Here is a 25536-nt window from a genome sequence, read left to right as displayed (position 1 = left end):
GCAACGGAGAAAGTTCATGGCTCGCGCAATTATTCCTTTTGTCCTTGGCGCCGTAATCCTCGCCTTGAGCATCTGGTGGTGGACTACTGTCGGACCGTCCTTCGCCTTCCTTGGCCCCATCGTTCTCATGGGCGTCGGCGGTGCCTTCATGGTGACCGGTTTCGCCATCTTCATGGACATCGTCAGCCCCACCTCCCGCAAGGTCTAAGGGGAAAGGTCTGAGATGAAAGCTATCGATCTGCTCACGGACATGGCGCAGCGCCCGCTCGATGCGCTCTCCGCATTGCCGGAGCTGAGCAACGAGACCGCCAATGCGCACTTTGGTGATCACCCGAACTCGATCACGTGGCTGCTATGGCACACCGGCCGCATGGCAGACCTGCAGCTTGCGCAACTGACCGGGGAAGAAGAGCTGTGGCAGCGCTACGACCTCGACCTGCCGGACGCCATGGGTTATGGCCAATCGGCGGAGGAAGCGCGTGCCGTGACCACGCAGGACATCGGCAAGCTCCGCAGCTATACCCAGGAAGCATTGGAGCAGGTCAAGGCGTATGTGACCTCGCTGGAGGATGACAAGCTCGATGACGTGATCGACACCTCGTGGACGCCGCACGTTACCCGCGGTGTCCGGCTGGTCTCGATTTTTGATGATGCCGCGCAGCATCTTGGGGCGGCCAATCAACAAGCAAAAATGACGGAGTAACATTACCTGACATGACTGATTCCACTGCATCTAATTCTGCATCCCGCGTACTTTCCGGCATTCAGCCCACCGCTGATTCCTATCACTTGGGAAATTACTTGGGAGCGCTCAAGCAGTGGATCGATCTGCAGGAAGGCTACGATGCCTTTTACTTCATCCCGGATCTGCACGCGATTACCGTGGAGCAGAATCCGGAGGAGCTGCGCAACCGCACCATGGCCGGTGCGGCGCAGCTCATCGCGCTGGGCATCGACCCGGAGAAATCCACCCTCTTCGTCCAGTCCCACGTGCCCGCCCATGCGGAGCTGACCTGGGTATTCCAGTGCCTGACCGGCTTCGGTGAGGCCTCCCGCATGACGCAGTTCAAGGATAAATCCGCCAAGCGCGGCGCCGATCGCACCTCGGTGGGGCTTTTTACCTACCCCATCCTGATGGCGGCCGATATCCTGCTGTACTCGCCGGATTACGTGCCAGTGGGCGAGGACCAGCGCCAGCACTTGGAGCTCACCCGCAATCTGGCTGAGCGCTTCAACAATAAATACGGCGAGACCTTCCACGTGCCAGAGCCGTTCATTCCAGAGGGCGCGGCGAAGATCTATGACCTGCAGGACCCGACGTCCAAGATGTCCAAGTCCGGCCCGAATCCGAAGGGCCTGGTCAACCTGCTCGATGCCCCGAAGACCTCTGCCAAGCGCATTAAGTCCGCCGTGACCGATGACCTGGGCTCGGTCGCCTTCGACCGGGAAAACCAGCCGGGCGTATCGAACCTGCTGGTCATCCAGTCTGCGCTGACCGGCGAGTCCATCGACTCCTTGGTGGAAAAGTACGCCGGCAAGGGCTACGGGCACCTGAAGGTGGATACCGCGGAGGCGCTCGAGGCCTTCACCACGCCGCTCAAGCAGCGCTATGACGAGCTCATGGCGGATCGTGGCGAGCTGGAGCGCATCTTGGAGCGCGGTGCCCAGACCGCACAGGAAGTAGCGCAGCCGCTTGTCGATGCCGTCTATGAAAAAGTCGGCTTCCTTCCTCGCCCGCGCAGGTAGTAGGTACCCCTTAACCCACCCCACCGAGGGACAAGTGGGTGTTTGCCAGCTACGCTATACGGGATAAGCGCTGTGCGAACAAGAAGGGAAGCACGTGTCCACCACCACGCAATCCTCATCTAAGAAGACGGACCATTACGGCATCGAGCGTGCGAACGCCGATGATCCGGGAGCGATAGATAAGGTACGGCGTAAATCGCCCTTTGTTGACCACCTCATGCGCATGCAGGAGCGCTATGCCGCAGAGGGCGGCAACCAGTTTTCTGCTGGCATTACCTATTACTCGGTCCTGTCCATCTTCCCGTTGGCGATGCTGCTGGTGGCCACCATCGCCGCTGTCCTTGCTAACCGTGAGGACCTACTCAATGATCTCCAGTCCTATATCACCGACTCCATTGACGGGAACCTCAGCGAGTCGGTCAATGAGATCTTGGATACGGCCATCGACCAGCGCGGCGCCATGTTCGGTATTGGTGGTTTGACTACTCTGTGGTCCGGACTGGGGTGGATGAACCACCTGCGCATCGGCATTTCCGCCATGTGGGGCATCGATGCCAATGATGGCGGCTCCTTCCTGAAAAAGAAGTTCTCTGACCTTCTGGGGCTTATCGGCCTGATCATTGCCTTTGTCGTCGCCTTCGGCGTGACCGCGGCGGGTTCCTCCGGCCTTACGCAGAAGATATTTGACCTCTTAGGTATCGATTCTTTCCCCGGCATGGGTTATGTCTTCTTCTTCAGCGGCTTGTTGCTGGGACTTATCGCCAACTTCATCGTCATGTGGTGGCTGATTATGATCCTGCCGCGCACGAAGGTGCCTAAGAAGTCCGGCTTTATCGGTGCCGCCATCGGTGCGGTAGCGTTCGAGGCCATTAAACAGCTGTCCACGATGATCATGGCCTCTGCCACCGGCAGCCCGGCCGGTGCGGTCTTTGGCCCGGTCATCGTCCTGATGATTGTCATGTACTTGGTGTGGCGCGTGGTGCTGTATATTTCCGCATGGACCGCGACGACCGCAGAATCCCTGAAGTACGCGCACCCGCCGGTTCCAGAACCTGCCGTTATTCGCGTGCGCAACGAGGTGCGCGAGGGTGCACCAGCAGGTGCGGTCTTCGGTGTGGGCGCCGCTCTGGGCGCTGCGGCTGTGGGCGCGACGAAGCTTTTCCGCCGGAAATAAAAATCCTCCCTACGGGTGAGGGCCGCCGCGCTCTTTACCTTTAAGATAGGACACTATGAACGCCGATGATATTGCCCCAGATCTCTACGAAAAGTGGGACCTCGACCGCAGTGGTGGCGAGGATGAGCTTTTCGTTTTATTGGAAGCAAAAGATATCAAGCTCGGGCAACAAGGGTATAACCCCGATGAGCCGCGACGTGTCCAGCTGCGCATAGCATCCAGCATTTTGGGTTCGGCGAAGAAGAGGGCCGAATATGATGAAGCATTGCGCACAGGTCTTCGCCCGACGTGGGGCGAGCTCGGCACGCTGAGTTCGGTGGGGCAGTGGTCTCCGGCGCCGCGCCCGCAGCCGAGCTTCCACAATCAACCGCAGGGTGGTCCGGAGCAGGCGCCGGATTTTGCCGAACCCAGCCCGTATAGCTCCCCGTACACGCACAACCCATTCGGTCAGCACGCATCATCGCAGCAGCAAATGTCGCCGTCGTTCGCTGCCGCGCCGGCGCCGTTCCAGCACCAGGCACAGGAACGGCCATCGCAAAGTACGCGCATTGGCATGGGCATTGTGGATTTCTTCTTGGCCGGTGGCATCAGCAGTGCGTTTGCTGCGGGCGTAGACGACCTCGTGGATGCGGACACTTTGTACTACGTCGTCGCCTGCATCGTGATGGTGGTCTACGTTGTGGGCAGCGAGGTGTGGATGGGTGCCAGCCCAGCAAAAATTCTTGCCGGGTACACCGTGCGGGACGTGGATACGAAGAAAAAGCTCAGCCTCAGCCAGTCCGCAAAGCGCCAGTGGTGGCGCCTTATCAACGTGGTCCCGGGAATTGGGCAATTGGCGGGACTGGTGGGCGCGGTGGTGCACACAACCACCATTAATGAGGAAAACAACCGGCGCGGTTCCCATGACGAGCTCGCCAACGCAGAAGTGGTCAAGAGGAAGCCGCGCAAGTAGGACGCTGCATGGCGCAACTTCGGGCAGATACCTACGATGGTGCGCATGCATGATGCACCATTAATTAGCCCCGAAAATAAGGATTCCGCCGAGAGCGTGGTGGAACAACTTCCAAAGGTATCCCTGTGGGAACCGGTTCGCTCGCAGGCCAGCACCGCGGAGGAATTGAACGCGGATATTCGCGAGCAGTGTGCCCAGCTTGCCGATGACCACGTGGTCTACGCCGAGCTGCAGCTCAACCCCGCGGCTTACTCTTTCGATACGTCCGCAGTCGTGCGCGAGGTGACCGCGGAACGCTTCGGAGAACTCGAGGTACGGTTTGTCCTCGAGGCGGCAGAGCCGGCGGCTAATGCCGAGGACTCTGCAGGCATTGCTGGCTACACCCTGCCGGAGGGGAATGCTGCCGCCGCGGCGGAGTTCCGCACGAAGTACCTGCCTACCCAGATCGCGGTGGGCGAGGATTTCGCCGCCACCGAAAGCGCGGCGCAGGCCGGCGTGAACCGCTTGCTGCGACCGGTGAATATGATTGATGATTTCACCGCCGATGTCGATGGAATCCGCCCAGGCAAGGCCTCCGGATGGATCCGCGACCGACACATCCCGTTGGTATTTTCGCCCTTGGATGACGTTGAGGAACTGACGGATCATCCGCTGCCGCTGTTACAGCAGCTCGGTTTTACCTGCTCGGTCTCCTCCGGCGATTCCACGCTGAGCAGGCAGTTTCTCGCCTTGAGCGAGACCTTTGGGTACGGACTGGAGGAGTTTTTCGATCTTACCGTGAAGGCGATTGAGAATATTTTCGACACCGAAGAAACAAGGCAGCGTATCCCTGAGACCGTTGTCCTTCCGGCCTACGAGGACCTCTCCGATCCGGAACTTGCCGGCCCCGATACTGAGGAGTCGCTCCAAGATTCCGGGTTCTCAGTGAACCTGAATGACAACGCTTCCGAAGAGTAATAGAGAGTTAATCTACAAAAAGGAGGAAGACATGCCTTCCGCACTATTCGTTGTTACCGCCGCTGATAAGTGGACGCTTGCTGATGGCAGCGCCCGCCCTACCGGTTACTGGGCCGAGGAGCTCATTGCTCCGCACCGCGTTTTTAAAAACGCTGGTTGGGATATCGACTTTGCTACGCCGAACGCGAAGGCTCCAGTGGTAGACGAGTACAGCCTCGAGGTATTGTCTGAGGGCGACCGCGCAGAGCAGGAGAACTACCTCGCAGAAATCGGTCCAGACCTGGAAGACCCACTGAACTTGGCCGATGTTAAGGAAGCCGACTACGACCTCGTCTTTTACCCCGGCGGCCACGGCCCGATGGAGGACTTGGCTTATGACCAGGACTCCGCCAAGCTGCTGCAGGAGCGCATCGAGTCCGGTCGCGCACTGTCCCTGGTATGCCACGCACCGGCTGCATTGCTCGCGCTGGACAATGACAACTGGCCACTCAAGGGCTACACCATGACCGGCTTTACCAACGCCGAAGAGGGCGAGGAGACCATCGCCGCTGCCAAGTGGGTTGTTGAGACCCGCCTGCGCGAGCTCGGCGCTGATTTCAAGCAGACCGATCCGATGCAGCCTTATGTCGAGGTTGACCGCAACCTCTACACGGGCCAGAACCCAGCATCCTCTGAGCCTTTGGCACAGCGCATCCTGCGCGACTTTTAATGCGGGCGCTGAAAGCTCTCGCTGCAGGTAGCGCGGTAGTAGGGGCGGCGGCATATATAAAGAGCCGCCGTCCTTATCTACGCAGCGTTGCTCCTGAGCTTCGCAGCCCATTACTGTACCTGCCGCTGCACTTGCTTTCGGGTGATCGATTCGCTCGAACGAGCAGGCTATTTGCCAATATGGACGTGGCACGTCCGAAGTGGCGTCCGGTGGACATCGAAGAGCTATCTTGTTCTTTTGAAGGCCAAGCATTCCGTGCCCGCGTTATTACTCCACGCGGAGATGGAGCGCCAGCCGAGCCACGTCCCGTGGTGATGTGGATTCACGGCGGAGGTCACCTGCTCGGTGGTCCCGCGATGCATGATCCCCAAACTTCGCTCATCGCATCGGAGCTGGGGGCCATTGTCATCGCGCCGCGCTATCACAAATCCACGCAGGAACCTTTTCCTGCGGATCTGGAAGAGTGTTATGCCGCTTTGCGCTGGATGCAGGAAAATGGCGAGCTTTTAGGCGCGGATACTTCGCGCATTGCGGTCGCTGGCGATAGCGCCGGCGGTGGCTTGGCCGCAGGCCTTGCCCAGCGCACGGTGGATGAAGGTCATTCCATTCGAGCGCTTGGATTGGTCTATCCAATGCTTGATCACCGCACCATTGTTAAAGAGGGTGCGGTGGGGCAGTTTATTTGTCCTCCGAATTTAAATCGCGGCGCTTGGGATATGTACTTAGGCAAGGACCATTTAGGAACCCCGCTGCCACGGTATGCATCGCCGGCGACGCGTTCGGATCACTCGGGGATGCCGCCCACGTGGATCGGCGTGGGAGACATCGACCTTTTTCATGATGAATCCGTAGCCTTTGCTACCGCACTGCAGAACGCCGGAGTCGAGACCACACTTGATGTGTATGCAGGCGCCTATCACGGCTTCGATCAGGTACGCCCGCGTGCGCCCCAGTCGCGCAGAATGCTGGCAGATCTTATCGAGCACCTCGGCTCTCACCTCTAGCCGCACGATTTGCGGATTGAGGTGTAGGTAAAAATACAGCAATCGCCCCAGCCCACGCTCCAGTTTGAGGAGTGGTTGGGCTGGGGCGGTTTTCGGTTAGCAGCGGCTACCGGCAGCTGAGGTCGCTAGGGCCGGTAGTCCGCAGAGCAGAGGAAAACTAAAAGCGGGAAAAACGCTTAATTAGCATGCTCTCGAGGCCCTTCCAAGACTCGGCATGCTCGTTATACGGCTTGGACGGGACGTAACCGGCGTGTTCGGTGGAACCGAGCATGTAGCCGAGGTAGTCCTGCAAACGCGGATTGGCCAGCATATAGGAATTAATGGAATCATCCCCGGCCCAGTCCGCGGCATCGGCGCAGACCTCGTAGCAGCGGGCTAGCTGGTCGGAGTCGACCGCTTCCGGTCCCTTTTCAATATCGCGCACGATGCCATTAAAGGAATATTGGTTATCCGGGTGGACCTGGACCTCTAGCTCACCGGCATTGGCGGCGGTGACGACGTCCTGCCAGGTAGAGACGCGCGCCAAGTCGTGGTCATCATTATCGATGAGCCACCGCACCAGCGTCTTGGAGGAATCGAAGGTAAAGATTTCGCCCCACTTGCCTAAGAAGATGGGATTGCCGTCCAAGTAGGTGCGCAGCGTGTAGACGGACTTGGACTGCGCGGTGATTTTAATCGGGTCGATTCCGGCGGCGGCCCAGGGGGACTCGTCATAGGGGTCGGCGGCATCTGCTGCAGCCTTGCGCTTTTCTTCGGCTTCCTTGGCGGCAGCGTCGGCGGCACTCGCTGCCTCGGAGATGCGGGTTTCGGCATCGGAGATAGCGGCGGCGTCGAATTCATCGCTCGGAACCACGTGGACGTGCTTATCCAGATCCGCGATGACCTTCTTCCAGTTGGTCAAGATGACCCGCCCGACGCCGGTCCACTCGTTCATACCCTGCTCGCCGGAGTAGTGATCGGCGCCGCGGGAGACGTTGCGCAGGATGGAGTGAGTGGCGAAGAAGATGGTGGTCTGTTCGGCAGCGGCGACATCGGCAAGCGCGGATGCCACCTCGAGGTCGCGCGCCACGGTGGAGACATTGGCGTGGCTGGGGCGGCCGGCGAGGGCTTCCGGCATGCCGATGAGATCGTATTCATCGCGCTTGGCTGGGGTGACGCGGTGCGCCGGGCGGGCGGAAAATTGCTCCCACTGCGGGTGATCTAGCAGGTCATGCTTGGCATCGGACTCCAGGTAGCACAGCATCTCAGCGGGGGAGTCGAAGACCAAGACGGAGTCATCGTCGCCCAAAAAGGCTTGCCATTCGGAGCCGCTTTCGCGCCACTTGGGCGCCCAGAGGGTATAAAAATCGCCCTCAGTCAGGGAGAGCTTAATAGGCACAATCGCACGGTTACTCATGGCCTTTTAGTCTACCCAACGCCCCAGCTGCCGCGCGGAATTGCCGGGCGCTTGTCATGCAGTCGGCCGCCAAAAGCCCTTAAATTGCATGCCCATATTATTCGTTCGCAGCGGGTTGGTCTGCACGGGGTCGCCGGCCTCCACAATCTCACCATTGCCGGAATACATCGCCACATGGCCATCCCAAACCACCAGATCGCCGGGCTGGAGCTGATCGGCGCTGACCTGCTTGCCGATGGCCTGCTGGTCCGCCGTGCGCGGAATATCCACCCCCGCCTGGGAATAGGCCCATTGGGTAAGCCCCGAGCAGTCAAAGCCGCCATTTCCGGTTCCGCCCCAGGTATAAGGTTGGCCCAATTGGCTCTTGGCCGCGGCAACGGCCGCCCGGCCTGCGCCCGATCCGGCTTCGGTACTCGCCGGCGGGTTCGGTGTGGGAGCAGGGCCCAGTTCTGGTGGAGGGGCCACGGCCGTGTGCGTCGCCGCGGCAGCCGTTAGCTGCTGGGGCTGGCCCACGGCGGATTCCACCGGGCGCTGGGAGATAGGCAACAGGGCCGCAGCGGCGTTAGTGAGTTCGTCTTTCAGACGTTTAACCCGGGCCATCGCCAAGCCAATATGCTCATCTATCACGGCGCGAAGTGAGGCAAGTGCTGCGGCGCGAGAGGCGGGGTCGAGGGAGATTAATCCCATCGCGATTGGTGCCGCGGCGCGGATAAGCCGCGTGCCGATGCCGAAGATATCGCCGGCGGCCACCGCGATAAGGCTGCGCGCTTGGCCAAGTACGGCGGAGACGGTCTCGTTATCACCGGTGAGGAGATCCGCGGCGGCGATAAGCTGGGAGGCGTCACCGTGCGCGATATCCGCCAGTGGCTGCGCGGCGGAGATATCTGGGACGCGGGGAAGCTGGACATCGGGAAGCGGCGAGGGCTGCAGCGCGGCAATATTTTTAATGGCGGTAGCAAGCACTTACATCGCCGCCCCGAGTAAGTCGCGCAACGCCGCATCGGAGTCTTCAGCCTCGCGCGACATCTGAAAGGAAGACTGCGCGATGTGGCCCATATCGCGGCGCAGCATGGTCATCCGCGCCCCAATATTGTCTAAGGCGGCATGGACGGCCTCATTGAACGCGGTAAAGGCCGGAGCCTCGGGCAATTCCGGGTGGGGCGGATTTTCTCCTTGCGCGTTTGAATGCAGGTCACGGGCTAAATGGCGGGCGTGGGCGGTATCAATTTGAAATGGTCTCATGGGCTATTGGACTGGCCAATAGCCCAAGTGGTTCCCAAAAAGTTTAAAGTAGTGGGCATGGATATCCACGTCGTAGACCACCCGCTTGCCGCTTCCCGCCTGACCTTGATGCGCGATGCGCGCAGCGATAACTCCGCTTTTCGCGCCGCGCTCAAGGACTTGGGAACCATGCTCGTGTATGAAGCTTCCCGCGATTTGGCGGTAGAAAACTTCGATTGCGAAACGCCGGTTGCCACCGCGCAGGGCACTCGCCTGCAGGATCCGCCCATCATCGTGCCCATTATCCGCGCCGGGCTCGGCATGGTGGATCCCGCCCTGTCGATGATCCCTGATGCCCAGGTAGGTTTCATTGGCATGGCGCGCGATGAAGAAACCCACGAACCCGTGCCGTACTTGGAGGCGCTGCCGCAAGACCTGACGGGGCGCACCGTCTTTGTCGTTGACCCTATGCTGGCCACCGGCGGCTCCTTGCTGCACGCCTTGCGCCTGTTGGCTGCTCGCGGCGCTACCGATATCACCGCCATCTGCATGGTCTCGGCCCAAAATGGTGTGGATGCGCTGGAAGAATCGGGCCTTCCTGTGCGCCTCGTAACAGCTGCCATCGACCCTAAGCTCAATGCGGATGCTTATATCGTGCCGGGGCTTGGCGATGCCGGCGATCGCCTCTACGGCCCGCGCAATATCGATCTTTAAGCTAGTATTTCTCCCTGAAAGCCCGAAGGTGGCTTTCAAAAGGGGGAAAAGATCGTGAGTTTTATTCAACTAATGTGGTCGAGCTACGGCTACGGATTTTCGCAACAACTGCGCCGCGTGCGCGAGCGGCGCGGGGTATCCCAGCAAGTGCTTGCGGATATTTCGGGGGTATCGCGCAGCCAGATTTCCAATCTGGAACGCAACGAAAATGGCCTACATACCATGGCGGACCCGCAATTGTCCACGGTGTACAAGCTGGCGCTGGCTTTAGAGATCCCGCCGGCGGTCCTCTTGCCGGCCGGTGGGGACGTGGTGGAGGGCCACTTGGCGGATTCCGCCGTGCTCGGGGTAGAAGATGTGGCGCCCTTTCCGCAGGACTACATCAACCAGCGGCGCTTTAGTAATGCGCGGGGCTAACCACCCTGACTTACTGAACCGCATGGTCTAGTTGTAGACTGCCTCCAAGAGATAGTCCAGCAACAGGGAGGCGTGCGCGTGATCTCGGAGTTTATTAGCGAGTGGTTCGATGCTCACCGTGCGGAGGTCATCGCGTGGCGGCGCCATATCCACCGCAATCCGGAAACGGCGAACCAAGAGGTGGAAACCACCAATTACATCGCGAATATCCTTGCGGATTACGGGCTTGAGCCGCAGCGCTTCCCGCACACCGGCCTGATGGTGGACATCGGCCCAAACACGGAGCTTGGCCGCTTGGCCTTCCGCGCCGATATCGATGCGCTGCCCATCACGGAGGTAACAGGGCTGGAGTTTACCTCCGAGAAGCCCGGTACCATGCACGCGTGCGGCCACGACGTGCACACCACCGTGGCGCTCGGCTTGGCGTGCGCGCTGGCGGATTTTCAGCGGGTTAATCAGCTGCAGCTGGGTATTCGCGTCATCTTCCAGCCGGCGGAGGAAGTATGGGTCGGCGGAGCCACCGACGTTATTTCTTGGGGCGCGTTAGAAGGCGTGCATTCCATCTTCGCCATCCACGCCGAGCCGAAGTTGCGCGTGGGGCGCATCGGAATCCGCGCTGGGGCCATTACCTCGGCAACCGACGTAGTGGAACTCAAGATTAAGGGGCCGGGCGGGCATACTTCGCGCCCACACCTATCCGCGGACGTGGTCTATGCGCTGGGCAAGGTTATTACTGAGCTGCCGGCGCTGCTGTCGCGCCGCGTCGACCCGCGCACCGGCACGGTTTTGGTCTTTGGCCAGGTCAATTCCGGCTACGCCCCTAACGCAATCCCGGAAACCGGCATGCTGACCGGCACGATGCGCACCGCGGATATCACCATCTGGCGCCAGATGCAGGAACTCTTCGCGGAGTTAGTGGATCAGATCCTTGCGCCGGTGGGGGTAGAGTACGAATTGTCCTATAACCGCGGCGTGCCGCCGGTGCTTAACGATGACGTCGCAACCGCCATGCTCGCTTCTGCCGCACAGTCCATCGACCCGCAAGCCGTGGTCCAGGCCCCGCAGTCTTCCGGCGGCGAGGACTTTTCCTGGTATTTGGAAAAGGTGCCCGGTTCCATGGCGCGCCTTGGTTGCTGGTCCGGGGAGGGGGAACAGCACGATCTGCACATGGGCGACCTCATCGTGGATGAGCGGGCAATTGGTGTGGGCATTAAGCTTTTCGGTGCCGTTGTCGAGCAATTTATGGGGGAGAATGCGCAGGCGGACTAACGCGCTGGGGTTACCTACGGGTTAGACTCGTAGGCGACTTTAAAAGTGGAGCCTATAAAGGAGCAATTGCGTGTTGAACCAGACCAAGCGAATTGTCATCATCGGCGGTGGCCCGGCGGGCTACGAGGCAGCGCTGGCTGGCGCCAAGTACGGCGCGGAAATCACCATCATCGAAGACCAAGGCATGGGCGGCAATAGCGTGGTCCTGGACTGTGTTCCCTCCAAGTCCTTCATTGCCGGCGCCAATATTAAAACGGACTTGCGCCGCGCGGATGACATGGAGCTGAACGAGGGCATCGGCAAGGCGCAGCTTTCCATCAGCGCGCTGAACCAGCGCGTGCAGGACTTGGCGGCTAAGCAATCCGGTGATATCCGCAATACCATGGATTCCTTGGGTGCCCGCGTTATCGATGGCCGTGCGCACTTCCCGGAGGATCAGCAGGCCGATGCGTTTGGTGGGCACAAGGTCACCGCGGTCTTCAACGAGGATGGCCACGAGGAGACGCTGGATGCGGACCTCGTCTTGGTGGCTACCGGTGCCACCCCACGCATTTTGCCCGGCGCCCAGCCGGATGGCGAGCGCATCCTGACCTGGCAGCAGGTATATAACCTCACCGAGCTGCCGGAGCACCTCATTGTGGTTGGCTCCGGTGTCACCGGTGCCGAGTTTGTATCCGCCTTTGCCGAGCTGGGCGTCAAGGTCACGATGGTGGCTTCGCGCGATCGCATCTTGCCGCATGATGATGCCGATGCCGCCGACGTCCTCGAAACCGTGCTGAGCGAGCGCGGCGTGGAGCTGGAAAAGAACTGCCGCGTGGAAACCGTTAACCGCACCGAGGACGGCAACGTGGTGGTGACCACGCAGGACGGGCGCGAGATTCACGGTTCGCACGTCATCATGTCCATTGGTTCCGTCCCGAATACCAAGGATCTGAAGCTGGAAAACGTGGGCGTGGAAACCGCGAAGTCTGGGCACATCCAGGTGGATCGCGTCTCGCGCACGAATATCGCCGGCATCTACGCCGCCGGTGACTGCTCCGATCTCTTCCCGCTTGCCTCCGTGGCCGCAATGCAGGGCCGCGTGGCGATGTACCACGCGCTTGGTGAAGGCGTCTCGCCGCTGCGCCTGAAGACCGTGGCTAACGCGGTCTTTACCCGCCCGGAGATCGCCGCGGTCGGCTTTACCCAGGCCGAGATCGAGGCCGGTGAGGTCGCCGCCCGCGCCATTACCATGCCGCTGAATACCAACCCGCGTGCAAAGATGCGCTCGCTGCAGCACGGTTTTGTCAAGCTATTCTGCCGTGCTACCTCTGGCCGCGTGATTGGTGGCGTCATCGTCGCACCGACTGCCTCCGAGCTCATCCTGCCGATTGCGATGGCGGTGACCAACCAGCTCACGGTGAACCAGCTGGCCGATTCTTTCGCGGTCTACCCATCGCTTTCCGGCACCATTACCGAGGCCGCCCGCCGCTTGGTGGCCCACGATGACCTGGAGTAAACCTCGTTCCTAGAACGTGGAGTAGGCCTGCTCTGCAGTGCGGTTGAGCTCGATTTTGATCGGCCTATCTGCCTCCGGCAGGGCGCGCTGTGGACAGAATTCGCGGGGGCAGGCGGTACAGCCTGGGCCAATCGGGGTGGCGGCGGAAATGTCCAGGTTCAGGGCATCGGCATAGACGATGCGATCCGCCTGGGCGATATCGCAGCCTAGGCCTACCGCGAATTCCTTGCGCGGGGTACCCCACGACTTGGCCGTTCCCTGCACGAAACGCCCGATCCACAGGTAAGCATGGCCGTCTGGCATGGCGGCTACCTGGCGGGTAATGCGGTTCGGGGTTTCAAAGGCGCGGTGGACCACCCACAGGGGGCAGGAACCACCAGAGCGCGCGAAGTGAAAGGCGGTAGAGGACTGCCGCTTAGAAATATTGCCCGCACGGTCGGTGCGGATGAAGGAAAACGGCACGCCCTTAAGCCCTGGGCGCTGGAGCGTGGCGAGGCGCTGCGCCGTTGTTTCAAACCCGGTTCCAAAGTAGTTACACAGCAGGTCGATATCGTACCGGGTATCCTCTGCCATGGTGAGAAAGCGCTGGTAGGGCATGGTCACAGCCGCCGCGAAATACTGCGCAAGGCCCAAGGTAGCCAGATCCTGGGATTCGCCTTCGGGCAGTTCAGACACGAGGTTGTCACAGATATCGCCGTAGGCCAGCAGGCAGTATTGCAGGGCCATTTCAAAGACCAATTGTGCCTCAGATAATCCATCGCGCAGCGAAAGCTCGCGCGTGTCTGGATCGAAGCTGCGCCGAGGGCCGGGGCGGGAAAAGCGCACCGTAACCCCCAGATCCTCATGCATGCGGGAGGCGAGCCGGCCCCGGCGCAGGACGCGATCGCCCAACTGGCCGGCGAGTTCTTCTGCGAGCACATCGAGCTCGTGGATGTAGTTATGCGCGTCATAAAAGAAGTCCCGCACCACTTCAAAGGGGGAGGGGTCCGCAGCGGGCGCGCGGGAAGCAACATCAACAAACCGCGGCATCAACTCGGGAAAGCGGGAGGCGAGATCCGAAAGCGTTTCTTCAGAGGCATCAGGGAAGATATGGCGGAGCTCGGTAATCGTATGGATATCGCGGTCTTCGGCGAAGTAGCTGGGATCCACGGTAAAGCGCTGGGCTAGCTGCATTAACACGGTCACGGTAAGCGGGCGCTGGTCGTTTTCCAACTGGTTGAGGTAGCTCGTGGATAACCCGAGTTTCTTAGCCATCGCCACCTGAGTGAGTCCGCGCTGTTTGCGCAAAGCGTGAATCCGTGCCCCCGCGTAGTGCTTGGTCATGCGTCCCCGTCCTTTCTTTAAGGCCCATGCGCTGTGAAAATCACAAGTTTTGCAGATTTCACAAAAGAAGTCCGCTAATTTCCACAAACATTACCTATAGCGTGCACCACATGCAAGCATTTACTGTGATGTGCAACGCATTCTTGATAAAGGAGGACGCAACCAGTGAAAAACCATGAGGTACGCACTCATAAATCCGCCGAGGACTTCCCCTACGAGGAGCACTTGGCGTACAAGGTGGCCGAGGTGGCCGCGGACCCCATAGAGGTTCCGGAAGAAACCACCGAGATGATCATCAACCGCATCATCGACAACGCCGCCGTAGCTATGGCCTCCGTTGCCCGTGGCCCCGTCACATCCGCGCGGGTGATGGCAGAAGCCCACCCCGTGGACAAGGGCGGATCCACCATCTTCGGCATCGATGGCACGTATTCCGCGGAGTGGGCAGCACTGGCCAATGGCACTGCGGTCCGCGAGTTGGACTACCACGACACCTTCCTCGCCGCCGAGTATTCCCACCCCGGCGACAATATTCCACCGCTTCTTGCCGCTGCACAGCACAAGGGCCTGAGCGGCCGCGACCTTATCCGCGGCATCGCGACCGGCTATGAAATCCAGGTTAACCTGGTCAAAGGCATGTGCCTACACGAGCACAAGATCGACCACGTGGCGCACTTGGGGCCATCGGTAGCCGCAGGGCTTGGCACCATGTTGGGCCTGGATAGGGACACGATTTACCAGGCCGTCGGCCAGGCGCTGCACACCACCACGGCAACCCGCCAGTCCCGCAAGGGCCTGATTTCTTCGTGGAAGGCCTACGCGCCAGCCTTCGCCGGCAAGATGGCCATCGAGGCCGTCGACCGCACCATGCGCGGCGAGGGCGCCCCGGCGCCGATCTGGGAGGGTGAGGACGGGTTCATCGCCTGGATGCTGCATTCACCAGAGCGCACCTACACCGTGCCCCTGCCAGAAAACGGTGAGGCCAAGACCGCCATCCTGGATACCTACACCAAGGAACACTCCGCGGAATACCAGGCGCAGGCTCCCATCGATATGGCCTTTGCGCTGAAAAAGACGCTGGAGGACAAGGGCCTGAAGACGGCGGATATCGAGTCCATCGTGCTGCACACCTCCCACCACACCCACTACGTCATCGGTACCGGAGCGAACGATCCGCAAAAGATGGATCCATCCGCCTCCCGCGAAACGCTGGACCACTCTGTGATGTACATCTTCGCGGTCGCGCTAGAGGATGGCGTTTGGGACCACGAAACCTCCTATTCCCCTGAGCGCTCCAACCGCCCGGAGACCATCGAGCTCTGGCAGAAGATCTCCACCGTCGAGGATCCCGAGTGGACGCGCCGCTATCACTCCAACGACCTTGAGGAAAAAGCCTTCGGCGGCAAGGCCGTCATCACCTTCAAGGACGGCACCGTCATCGAGGATGAGCGCGCCGTAGCTGACGCCCACCCGCTGGGCGCCCGCCCCTTCGCCCTCGAGCAGTACATTGCCAAGTTCAAAAAGCTTGCCGATGGCGTCGTCGACGAGGCCGAGCAAGAGCGCTTCCTCACCGCCGTGCAAGACCTAGAAAACCTCACCGATTTAACCGAACTCAACGTGCGGGTCAGCGATGAGCACCTCGCCACCGCGCCCGAGAAACCGGAGGGAATCTTCTAATGGCTGGACTATTTGGTTCTACAATCACCAACGCAGAAAAGCGCGCGAATTTCCGCAAATCCATCGAATCCGGATCGATTACTACCCTGCCGGGCGCGTTTAATCCGCTTACCGCCCGCCTTATCCAGGACATCGGCGGCTTCGATGGCGTCTACGTATCCGGCGCGGTGCTGGCTAACGATTTGGGCCTACCCGATATTGGACTTACCACCTTGACGGAGGTGGCCCAGCGCGCCGGGCAGATTGCGCGCGCTACGGACTTGCCCGTGCTTGTCGATGCCGATACCGGCTTCGGCGAACCCATGTCCGCCGCCCGCACCGTCGCCGCCCTCGAGGATGCCGGGCTGGCCGGCTGCCACCTGGAAGACCAGGTCAACCCGAAGCGCTGCGGGCACCTCGACGGCAAGGAGGTGGTGGACAAGGAGGTCATGGTCCGCCGCATCAGCGCGGCCGTCAACGAGCGCCGCGATCCTAATTTCATCATCTGCGCGCGTACCGATGCCGCCGGTGTCAATGGCATCGATGACGCCATCGACCGCGCTAAGGCCTATGCCGAAGCCGGTGCGGATCTGATTTTCACCGAGGCGCTGTATTCCCCTGCGGACTTTGAAAAGTTCCGCGCCGCCGTGGATACGCCGCTGTTGGCGAATATGACGGAGTTTGGCAAAACCGAGCTGCAATCAGCAAAGACCCTCGACGGGTTGGGATACAACGCTGTGATCTGGCCGGTCTCCAGCTTCCGCGTGGCCATGGGAGCTACCGAAGAATTCCTGCGCGACTTGCAGGAAACCGGTATCCAGACCGAATGGTTAGAGCGCATGCAGCACCGCTCCCGCCTGTACGAGCTGGTCCGCTACCAAGAATACAACGAGTTCGACCAGTCCGTATTCACCTATTCCAAAGACAATTATCAACCCACTTTTGAAAGCTAAGGAGCCAGTGACCATGTCCGATAAGAAAAACGAAACCCCAGAAATCCGCAAGGGCCTTTACGGCGTCGTCGTTGATGAAACTGCCGTTTCCAAGGTTGTTCCTGAGACCAACTCCTTGACCTACCGCGGCTACCCGGTGCAAGAACTCGCCCGCTACTGTTCCTTCGAAGAGGTTGCGTACCTCTTGTGGAATGGCAAGCTGCCGGGCCAAGAATCCCTCATCCGTTTCTCCGCGCGTGAAAAGGCATTGCGTCACCTGGACCGCCATCTCATTGACCTCATCATGTCCATGCCGCAAAGCTGCCACCCCATGGACGTGCTGCGCACGGCGATTTCCTTCATTGGCGCTCAGGATGCGGAGGAATACACCAGGGACTCCGAGCACGTCCGCCGTACCGCGCTCGAACTCATGGCGAAGATCCCCACCATCATCGCGCTCGACATCCGTCGCCGCCGCGGTGAAGGCTACATTGAGCCTTCCCGCAAGAAGGGCTTTGCTGAAAACTTCCTGTGGATGGTCTTCGGCGACGAAGAAGGCTCCCCTGCGCTAAACCGCGCCGATATCGAGGCCTTTGATAAGTCCCTCATCCTTTACGCCGAGCACTCCTTCAATGCCTCCACCTTCTCGGCACGCGTGGTTACCTCTACGATGTCTGATACCTACTCCGCCATCGTCGCCGCCATTGGTGCGCTCAAGGGACCACTGCACGGTGGTGCTAACGAAGCAGTCATGAAGAACTTCCTCGAGGTAGACGATCCTGCCAAGGCAGAGGAGTGGACCAAGAACAAGCTGGCCAATAAGGACCTGGTCATGGGCTTTGGTCACCGCGTGTACAAGAACGGTGACTCCCGCGTTCCCACTATGGAGGCCGCCTTCAAGGAGCTGGCCGAGCAGCACGACCAGACCAAGTGGATCGAGATGTACGACATCATGGCCAAGACCATGGAGGAAAACACCTCGATCAAGATCAAGCCGAACCTAGACTTCCCGGCCGGCCCTGCCTACCACATCCTCGGGTTCGATATTCAGTTCTTCACCCCGATCTTCGTCATGGCCCGCATCACCGGCTGGACCGCGCACATCGTGGAACAAAACGAAAACAACTCGCTGATTCGCCCGCTGTCCGCCTACGTCGGCGAAGACCAGCGCTCCGTTCCACCGAAGTCCTTCTAAACACTCGGCTTCCCGCGCGGTTCGGGCGGTCCGTGTAACCGGGTAGTGAGCCGTCCATGCTCCCCATGCCTGCGTGGGGAGCATTTGCGCATCCTCCTACGCTATATGTGCATCCTTCTACGGTATAACTGAGCGACCCGCGCCCTCAGATGTTGCATTTTCGCCTCAGGTATTGCATAGGAGGATGCGCATGTAGCGGCTGCAGCTCCGGCCCCGACTGCGGCTGCGGATCCAGCTGCGGCTGCGGTACCGGCTGCGAAAAATTTGCCAGATGAAATTTGCAGACTTTGCAAAATTGTTAGGCCTGTTATTACTGGTTGACTGGCAGAAATTGCTTTCGCGGGGTTTAAGTTGCAGGTGAGTGTAGAAAATTCCGTTCAAAAAAGGGATGATAAAAACTATTTTTATCTCTAAACTGAGAGACGGATCACCCCAGTGGGGACATTGCAACGCAGTGTCTTCCAAGTTGAAAGGAACACCCAAGTGGCCAATTCCGCCCTTCCATCGTTCGACAAGATTTTGGTAGCCAACCGCGGTGAAATCGCCGTGCGTGCCTTCCGCGCTGCCTTTGAAACGGGGGCGAAGACCGTCGCCGTCTATCCTCGTGAAGATCGCAACTCTTTCCACCGCGCCTTTGCGGATGAAGCAGTGCGCATTGGTGACGAGGGACAGCCCGTCAAGGCGTACCTCGATATCGAGGAAATCATCCGCGCTGCCAAGAAGTCTGAAGCGGATGCGATCTATCCGGGCTACGGCTTCTTGTCCGAGCGCGCCGATTTGGCCCGTGCTTGCGAGGACAATGGCATTAAGTTCATTGGCCCCACCCCGAGCACGCTAGATCTCACCGGTGATAAATCCGCAGCCGTCAATGCCGCGAAGGAAGCGGGGTTGCCGACGCTGCAGGACTCGAAGCCGACTACGGACATCGATAAGCTGGTAGCAGACGCCGGTGACTTCAGCTTCCCGGTCTTTGTCAAGGCCGTTTCCGGTGGTGGCGGGCGCGGTATGCGCTACGTGGAATCAGAATCTGAGCTGCGCGAACGGGCGGCAGAAGCCTCGCGCGAGGCCGAGGCGGCCTTTGGTGATGGCAGCGTGTACCTCGAGACCGCGGTGATTAATCCGCAACACATTGAGGTGCAGGTGCTCGCGGATGCCCAGGGCAATGTCATTCACCTCTTTGAACGCGATTGCTCCGTGCAGCGCCGCCACCAGAAGGTCGTAGAGATCGCTCCCGCGCCGTCGCTGGATCCGGAGCTGCGCGATCGCATCTGCCAGGATGCCGTGAACTTCTGCGAGCACATTAACTATGAGGGCGCCGGCACGGTGGAATTCCTCGTGGACGAGCGCGGCAACCACGTCTTTATTGAGATGAACCCACGCGTGCAGGTGGAGCACACCGTGACCGAGGAGGTTACCGGTGTGGACATCGTCAAGGCGCAGATGAATATCGCCGCAGGTGCGTCCTTGGAAGACATCAACCTGTCGCAGGAAAATATCACCATTACCGGCTCCGCCCTGCAGTGCCGCATTACTACCGAAGACCCAAATAACGGCTTCCGCCCGGATACGGGTACGTTGACCGCGTACCGCTCGCCGGGCGGCGCTGGTGTGCGCCTGGACGGTGCGACCTCCGTGGGTGCTGAAGTATCGCCCAACTTCGACTCCCTGTTGGTGAAGATGACCTGCCGCGGCACCACTTTCGAGCAGGCCGTCCACCGTGCCCGCCGCGCGCTGAATGAGTTCCATGTGTCCGGAGTGGCGACCAATATCGGCTTCCTGCGCGCGTTGCTCAATGAGTCCGACTTCGTCAATACCCGCGTCGATACCGGATTCATTACCGAGCACCCAGATCTGCTCAAGGCCCCACCAGCTATAGATGAGTCCGGCCGTATCTTGGAGTACATCGCGGATGTCACTGTGAATAAGCCCAATGGCGATAGGCCGACCGCGCTGCGCCCCTTTGATAAGCTGCCGAAGTTTAATGCGGAAGAACCGCTCCCGCGCGGTTCCCGCGATGACCTCTTGGAGCTGGGGCCACAGAAGTACGCGGAAAAGATTCGCGCTCAAGAGCCTTTGATGGTCACGGATACGACGTTCCGCGATGCCCACCAGTCCCTGCTTGCCACCCGCGTGCGCAGCACCGCCTTGGTGTCCGCGGCGGAGGCCGTGGCGCGCCTGACCCCAGACCTCTTCTCCGTGGAGGCGTGGGGCGGTGCTACCTATGACGTGGCCATGCGCTTCCTCCACGAGGATCCTTGGGTGCGCCTGGATCTGCTGCGCGAGGCCATGCCGAATCAGAACATCCAGATGCTCCTGCGCGGGCGCAATACCGTGGGTTATACCCCGTACCCGGATTCGGTCTGCCGCGCCTTCGTGCAGGAAGCGGCCAAGTCCGGTGTGGATGTCTTCCGCATTTTCGATGCGCTTAACGATGTCTCCCAGATGCGCCCGGCCATCGATGCCGTGCTCGAGACGAATACCACCGTGGCCGAGGTGGCCATGGCGTATTCCGGTGACCTTTCTTCGCCGAAGGAAGACCTCTACACCTTGGATTACTACTTGAAGCTCGCCGAGCAGATCGTAGAATCCGGCGCGCACATCTTGGCCGTTAAGGACATGGCGGGCCTATTGCGTCCAGAGGCCGCGCACACCCTGGTGACCGCGCTGCGCAAGGAATTCGACCTGCCGGTCCACGTCCACACGCACGATACCGCCGGTGGCCAGATCGCTACCTACTTCGCGGCGGCGCGCGCCGGCGCCGATATCGTCGATGGCGCCTCGGCGCCGCTGGCCGGCACCACGTCGCAGCCTTCGCTTTCCGCGCTCATCGCTGCATTCTCCAACTCCAAGCGCGATACCGGAATTGACCTGCAAGCAGTCTCGGACTTGGAGCCGTACTGGGAGGCCGTGCGCCAGCTATACGCTCCGTTTGAAAACGGCATCCCTGGCCCGACCGGCCGCGTGTACAAGCACGAGATTCCGGGTGGTCAGCTGTCGAACCTGCGCGCGCAGGCCGTCGCATTGGGCTTGGCGGATCGCTTCGAGGTCATCGAGGATAACTACGCTGCCGTCAACGAGATGCTGGGTCGCCCCACAAAGGTCACCCCGTCCTCCAAGGTGGTGGGTGACTTGGCGCTCCACCTCGTGGGCACCGGCGTTGCTCCGGAAGACTTCGCGGCCAACCCGACGAAGTACGATATCCCGGATTCCGTGGAGCAATTCCTGCGCGGTCAGCTGGGCACCCCTCCGGGTGGCTGGCCGGAGCTGCGCGATAAGGTCCTCGATGGTCGCGCCGAAACCGGTGCGCAGATTAACGATGTCCCGGCAGAGGAGCAGCCGCACCTGGAATCGGATAACTCGGATGAGCGCCGCGCCAGCCTGAACCGCCTGCTTTTCCCCAAGCAGTTCGAGGAATTCAACGAGTTCCGCCGCAAGTATGGCAATACCGAGGCGCTGACGGATACGACCTTCTTCTACGGCCTGACCGAAGGTGAAGAGAAGGTGGTGCACTTCTTCCCAGAAGATTCCACCGATCGCTCCAACCTTAAGCAGATCGTGGTGCGCCTCGACGCCGTGGGCGAGCCGGATGAGAAGGGCATGCGCAATGTCGTGCTCAACGTCAACGGCCAAATCCGTCCGATGAAGGTGCGCGATGAAAACGCCGAGTCCACCGTGGCCACGGTGGAGAAGGCGGATCCGTCCAACGACGGTCACGTGGCGGCCCCGTTCGCCGGTGTGGTCAACCCCACGGCAGAGCCAGGCGACGAGGTCAAGGCCGGCGACCAAGTTGCGGTCATCGAGGCCATGAAGATGGAAGCCTCCATTTCCGCCACCAAGGATGGCGTGGTGGACCGCGTGGCCATTGGCCAGGCCACCAAGGTGGAAGGCGGCGACCTCATTGCCGTAATCAACTAGTCTGCACACTCAAGCGCCCCGCTTCCCTCGATTTATCTCGAGGCAGCGGGGCGCTTTGGTGTCTAGCTGTGCTAAAAATCAACGATTTCGTCCATCCAAATGACCGCAACCGTCGACGAAATCCTTGCTCTAGATGGACGAAATCGTTGATTCGCGAGGATGGCGGAGGCTCGCCTTAACCAAGGATGACGGGCAATGCTAACGAGCCGACCAAGATGAGTACCACGAGGCCGAAAAAGACTTTGGCCTGCCACTGGGCATAATTAAATGACATTCCCGTACCGAAGCGCTTATCTACCAGTACCGCCGGATCATCCGGGTTGTAATATATTACTCCCCATTTATAGAGGTGGTCATTGTCCGGTGATTCTTTGTCTTCATCAGCGAAGTGAATACCGCGCAATTGTTCGGATAACCGGGATTGCTTGTAGAGAAGAAATACAACTAGACCGATGCTGCCACCAATGGTGAGAATCAGCATTGTGGTGATCGCGGCGCCGTTGAAGCGTTGATAATGCGGGATAGGGCCGGTTACCTGCATCAGCGCCATCCCGGCGCTGATGAGCAGGGTGAGGACTCCCATGCCGGTGTTCGTCAGGGCGAGGTTTGCTTCGTTACGCAGCCGCGCTTTAATGCTGCGCTCAGAGCGTGGGGACACCTCACTATGCGCGATAAAAGAGCAGATAATGGCAAATAGGCCCAGCAATGCTAAAGCGACGAATGAGGAGGAAAATACGCTCCCAATTGATTTGTCGCTCCAATTGTCGGCCTCTATGGATTCATTCCAGTGCACGGGAACGGGGTCCGGAATGGCGGACCAGTGGGAAGCGACGATGATGGCACCGGCCGCGATGCACAGCAGGGAAGAGAGCATGGTTACCCACGGAAAGGTCGGGGTAGGGATGCCGCGAAATTCGGGCGCATCAATGGCTGTGGTGGAAACACGGGCAGCGATGCTGGTTTCAACCTCGTCGAACCAGCCGCCCGCCTTTTTAGCCGCGATGATACGGCGGCGTTGGGACGCATAAGCCCACATGCCACCGAGCGCCACCACGAGGGAAGGTAGTGCGGTTAATAACGGCAGTTTCCAGGCAAAGAGGGACATGGCCGTTGCCACGATGCCGCAGCTCCACGTGCGTATCTTGAATCCGGCGAGGGCGGAGGTAACCGCAGGATCAGAAAGATAAGCCTTGGGCACGCGCACTCCGAGCGGTGTGCCAGGTGAGGCCAGGGAGGGGGCTGTGGCCATGATCCAGGTGATAACCAGGGTGGTGGCGGCCATTATGAGTGTGAAAATCATGGTGATACTTCCAGGTCATTAAGGGTGGAGCTGAGTCGAGCGTGGAGCTCATCTGGGCTAAAGCCTTGGGCGCGGGCGAGTGCGACTATGCGGCTTAATTGCTCTTCCAGTTGTTTTTCTTGCGCGGTGGTGCGAGCACCAGGCCTGACGATGGAGCCGGAGCGTCCGGCGGTTTTACAAGGTCCTCGGAAACCAAGAGGTCGTATGCCTTCTTCACGGTGGCAGGGTTAATGCCTATATCCTTGGCAACGCGGCGGACGGGATCTAGCTTGTCGCCATCGGAAAGCTGTCCGCGAGCGATAGCCAAAACGATTTCATCGTGAATCTGTTGAAAAACGGGGACGTCAGATTCGGGGTGAAGGGTAATGAACATCTGTCACCTCCAATCTTTTTCTGTATTACTTGCTGTAACACAAGCTGTATTATTTTATGTGGTACAGAAAAGAGGGCAAAAAGAATCCCAGGTACCTGCGACTTAATGCAGTGACGTACCTGGGTTGCGGGGCAGGGAGACTAGAGAAAAAGGGCCCCAGCGATGGCAGCAATACCGTAGCTCCCGCGCATGAAGTAACCGAAGACCTCGGGAGAGAAGGAGGCGCCGAAGCCGCCGGTATCGATGATATTCATGGTGGTAACGCGTGCGGGACGGGAGCGCTTAAAAGCGGTGTAACTAAGCCCCAAACAACATGCTGCGAGCGTGAACAGGGACAGCTTCCACACGGTGGCGATGAAGGCGGTGCCGACAACGGCAGCACCTGCGGTGGCAGCCAGTGGCAGTCCCCAGTCGGGCCACGCACCATCGACGATGCGGCCGAAGGAGGCGGCGCGGCCAGTAGCGGCGCCGACAATGGTCCAAGCGGCAGCAAATCCAATAAGAGCAAGGCCGCCGAGCTGAGGTGCTAGCGCTAGGGTCAGTCCCATGACGGCGACCGCACCGAGGGGGATGTACCACCGGCGAAACAGGCGCCGAGCAAAGAGGAGACTGAGCGAAGCCGTGGCATGTGAGCGCGGGCGCAGGCGAGCGGATTGGGAGGCGATAGCATCGGCAGAAACCTCAGAATCCAGTAGCCCAAAGGAGGACGAGCCGATGGCACGGGTACGGCCCGCGCGGAGGAGCGAGGCGAGTTCGAAGGATCGCCAGCCGATGGCAAACCGCAGCAGGGGGAGGGTTATCGCCGCATAGAGTGGAAGATGCAGCGATGCACACAGGGCAAGACCTAGGAGGCTCACGCCGGCGAGCTGGGCAATAGACAGCTTATCGACGCCTCCCATGCGCCCCCGCGGCCTATCCGCATAGACCCAACGCCCGAGCGAAAGGCTGCGCAGCGGATAGAGCGCCTCGAGGAGGATGATGAGGGCGAGCGAGCCGAGCCCGGCACCAATGGTCGCGGTTGCGGGCAGAGCAGCGGCCGTGCGCTGTGCTAGCGAGGGCAGAAGCGCTGCAGCATTGTGCCAGGCGTAGACGCTGACGCTCGCGATAAGTGCCGCGATGAAGGCGTAATAGATGGCTGAGGAAGCTGTGGAGAGAAGTTTCATGAAATCTTCACTACTTCGTCGCAGGCAGCGAAGATGGCCGGAGAATGGGAAGCGAGCACCACACAGCGGCCATTGGCTGCCAGGTGGCGTAGCTCCTCGGCCAAGAAGGCGGTCCAGGTGTGGTCGAGGTGGCGCTCGGGTTCGTCGATAAGCAAGGCTTTGGCCGGCTGATAAAGCTGGGCTGCGAGGTAGACCCGCTGGCGCTGGCCAGAAGAAAGGCTGCTGACAGCGGAGTTCCGGATGGCGTCGTCGATGGCCCAGAGCTCATGGACCTCGGCAAAGTTTACGCCGGAGCGGCGGGATAGCAAGCTAAAGTGCTCACCCACGGTGAGATCGGGGAGGAAGACTGGGTCCCCGACGGAGATGACGGAACCGGCCGCCGCAGCGCTACCGGGCGCGGCACCGTCGATGAAAACGGTGCCATTTAGTGGGGCAATCTCGCCGCTCAACGTCTGCAGCAGCGTAGATTTACCCGCACCATTCGGGCCTTTTAGGCCGTATACGCGACCGGCATTAAAGCTGCGATTGAGGTGCCCCAAGGCGGCGGAATGTCCGTAGTCTGCATCTATTGTCAACATCGTTGCCAGGTTAGCAGACAGGTGGCTGGCCCTAGGGGGCGGTA

Annotated in this window: 23 protein-coding genes and 1 pseudogene; 16 read left to right on the top strand and 8 right to left on the bottom strand. The window is 60.1% G+C overall.

Annotation, left to right across the window (positions count from 1 at the left end; genetic code table 11):
* The first annotated feature begins 16 nt into the window (after positions 1-16).
* The 8 genes from ABRP86_RS02775 (at position 17) to ABRP86_RS02740 (ending at position 6542) form a co-directional block, all read left to right on the top strand.
* Positions 17-208 (top strand): hypothetical protein, encoded by a 192-nt coding sequence (locus tag ABRP86_RS02775; RefSeq protein ID WP_239270105.1) that lies wholly within the window; start codon positions 17-19, stop codon positions 206-208.
* Between the two features lie 15 nt (positions 209-223).
* A complete protein-coding gene (locus ABRP86_RS02770; RefSeq protein WP_349862353.1) occupies positions 224-703 on the top strand; it encodes a DinB family protein in 480 nt (159 codons plus the stop codon).
* A gap of 11 nt (positions 704-714) precedes the next feature.
* On the top strand, positions 715-1746 hold the full coding sequence (gene trpS, locus ABRP86_RS02765; RefSeq protein WP_239270103.1) for a tryptophan--tRNA ligase: 1032 nt from the start codon (positions 715-717) through the stop codon (positions 1744-1746).
* Positions 1747-1840: 94 nt separating this feature from the next.
* Positions 1841-2920 carry a YhjD/YihY/BrkB family envelope integrity protein gene (locus ABRP86_RS02760; RefSeq protein WP_349862352.1) on the top strand — a complete coding sequence of 360 codons (1080 nt, stop codon included), beginning with the start codon at positions 1841-1843 and terminating at the stop codon, positions 2918-2920.
* Positions 2921-2975: 55 nt separating this feature from the next.
* Entirely contained in the window at positions 2976-3872 is an 897-nt protein-coding gene (locus tag ABRP86_RS02755) for an RDD family protein (protein ID WP_349862350.1), read from the top strand.
* Between the two features lie 45 nt (positions 3873-3917).
* Positions 3918-4829, top strand: a complete 912-nt coding sequence (locus ABRP86_RS02750; protein WP_502880297.1) for an amidohydrolase family protein — start codon at positions 3918-3920, stop codon at positions 4827-4829.
* Positions 4830-4860: 31 nt separating this feature from the next.
* The gene (locus ABRP86_RS02745; RefSeq protein WP_023025374.1) at positions 4861-5538 is read left to right on the top strand and encodes a type 1 glutamine amidotransferase domain-containing protein; all 678 of its coding nucleotides are present in this window, start codon (positions 4861-4863) and stop codon (positions 5536-5538) included.
* Positions 5539-5717: 179 nt separating this feature from the next.
* Positions 5718-6542, top strand: a complete 825-nt coding sequence (locus ABRP86_RS02740; protein ID WP_349862347.1) for an alpha/beta hydrolase fold domain-containing protein — start codon at positions 5718-5720, stop codon at positions 6540-6542.
* A gap of 157 nt (positions 6543-6699) precedes the next feature.
* Here the strand turns inward: ABRP86_RS02740 and ABRP86_RS02735 are convergent, their stop codons facing one another.
* From ABRP86_RS02735 to ABRP86_RS02725, 3 genes are read right to left on the bottom strand one after another with little or no spacing between them, the layout of a single operon-like run.
* Positions 6700-7938 carry a SatS C-terminal domain-containing protein gene (locus ABRP86_RS02735; protein ID WP_349852156.1) on the bottom strand — a complete coding sequence of 413 codons (1239 nt, stop codon included), beginning with the start codon at positions 7936-7938 and terminating at the stop codon, positions 6700-6702.
* A 54-nt stretch (positions 7939-7992) separates the two neighbouring features.
* Positions 7993-8901, bottom strand: coding sequence for a C40 family peptidase (locus tag ABRP86_RS02730; RefSeq protein ID WP_349862345.1), 909 nt, complete (start codon positions 8899-8901; stop codon positions 7993-7995).
* The gene (locus tag ABRP86_RS02725; protein ID WP_349852152.1) at positions 8902-9180 is read right to left on the bottom strand and encodes a chemotaxis protein; all 279 of its coding nucleotides are present in this window, start codon (positions 9178-9180) and stop codon (positions 8902-8904) included. It lies immediately after the preceding gene.
* Between the two features lie 57 nt (positions 9181-9237).
* Here ABRP86_RS02725 and upp point away from each other — a divergent pair, with 57 nt between their 5' ends.
* From upp to ABRP86_RS02705, 4 genes are all read left to right on the top strand, one after another.
* A complete protein-coding gene (gene upp / locus ABRP86_RS02720; RefSeq protein ID WP_349852150.1) occupies positions 9238-9873 on the top strand; it encodes a uracil phosphoribosyltransferase in 636 nt (211 codons plus the stop codon).
* 54 nt (positions 9874-9927) lie between these two features.
* The gene (locus ABRP86_RS02715; protein ID WP_005281543.1) at positions 9928-10290 is read left to right on the top strand and encodes a helix-turn-helix domain-containing protein; all 363 of its coding nucleotides are present in this window, start codon (positions 9928-9930) and stop codon (positions 10288-10290) included.
* A gap of 78 nt (positions 10291-10368) precedes the next feature.
* Positions 10369-11559, top strand: a complete 1191-nt coding sequence (locus tag ABRP86_RS02710) for a M20 family metallopeptidase (RefSeq protein WP_349852338.1) — start codon at positions 10369-10371, stop codon at positions 11557-11559.
* Between the two features lie 70 nt (positions 11560-11629).
* Positions 11630-13057, top strand: coding sequence for an NAD(P)H-quinone dehydrogenase (locus ABRP86_RS02705; protein WP_349852148.1), 1428 nt, complete (start codon positions 11630-11632; stop codon positions 13055-13057).
* A gap of 9 nt (positions 13058-13066) precedes the next feature.
* On the opposite strand, the gene ABRP86_RS02700 is transcribed toward ABRP86_RS02705, so the two are convergent.
* Entirely contained in the window at positions 13067-14380 is a 1314-nt protein-coding gene (locus ABRP86_RS02700; protein WP_023025387.1) for a short-chain fatty acyl-CoA regulator family protein, read from the bottom strand.
* Positions 14381-14545: 165 nt separating this feature from the next.
* On the opposite strand from ABRP86_RS02700, the gene prpD reads away from it, so the two are divergent.
* The 4 genes from prpD (at position 14546) to ABRP86_RS02680 (ending at position 22078) form a co-directional block, all read left to right on the top strand.
* Complete coding sequence (gene prpD, locus ABRP86_RS02695; protein ID WP_349862343.1) at positions 14546-16057, top strand: 2-methylcitrate dehydratase PrpD; 1512 nt, start codon at positions 14546-14548, stop codon at positions 16055-16057.
* Positions 16057-16989: a methylisocitrate lyase gene (gene prpB, locus ABRP86_RS02690; protein ID WP_349852144.1), complete on the top strand. Its 933-nt coding sequence runs from the start codon at positions 16057-16059 to the stop codon at positions 16987-16989. The genes prpD and prpB overlap by 1 nt, the downstream gene beginning before the upstream one ends.
* A 13-nt stretch (positions 16990-17002) precedes the next feature.
* On the top strand, positions 17003-18163 hold the full coding sequence (locus ABRP86_RS02685) for a bifunctional 2-methylcitrate synthase/citrate synthase (protein ID WP_349852143.1): 1161 nt from the start codon (positions 17003-17005) through the stop codon (positions 18161-18163).
* Positions 18164-18646: 483 nt separating this feature from the next.
* Positions 18647-22078 carry a pyruvate carboxylase gene (locus ABRP86_RS02680; RefSeq protein WP_349862341.1) on the top strand — a complete coding sequence of 1144 codons (3432 nt, stop codon included), beginning with the start codon at positions 18647-18649 and terminating at the stop codon, positions 22076-22078.
* 253 nt (positions 22079-22331) lie between these two features.
* Here the strand turns inward: ABRP86_RS02680 and ABRP86_RS11600 are convergent.
* The 4 genes and pseudogenes from ABRP86_RS11600 to ABRP86_RS02660 all read right to left on the bottom strand — a co-directional run.
* Positions 22332-22952 (bottom strand): annotated as a pseudogene (locus ABRP86_RS11600) (DUF1648 domain-containing protein); the annotation flags it as partial.
* 520 nt (positions 22953-23472) lie between these two features.
* Positions 23473-23751 (bottom strand): GntR family transcriptional regulator, encoded by a 279-nt coding sequence (locus tag ABRP86_RS02670; RefSeq protein ID WP_005281564.1) that lies wholly within the window; start codon positions 23749-23751, stop codon positions 23473-23475.
* Between the two features lie 140 nt (positions 23752-23891).
* Positions 23892-24914, bottom strand: a complete 1023-nt coding sequence (locus ABRP86_RS02665; RefSeq protein ID WP_023028369.1) for a hypothetical protein — start codon at positions 24912-24914, stop codon at positions 23892-23894.
* On the bottom strand, positions 24911-25492 hold the full coding sequence (locus ABRP86_RS02660; protein ID WP_005281569.1) for an ABC transporter ATP-binding protein: 582 nt from the start codon (positions 25490-25492) through the stop codon (positions 24911-24913). Before ABRP86_RS02660 ends, ABRP86_RS02665 begins: the two co-directional genes overlap by 4 nt.
* Positions 25493-25536: the final 44 nt, after the last annotated feature.

Origin of the sequence: Corynebacterium sp. KPL3927 (assembly GCF_040225835.1) — a bacterium.
Lineage (GTDB): Bacteria > Actinomycetota > Actinomycetes > Mycobacteriales > Mycobacteriaceae > Corynebacterium.
This window is presented reverse-complemented; position numbering and strand designations above follow the sequence as displayed.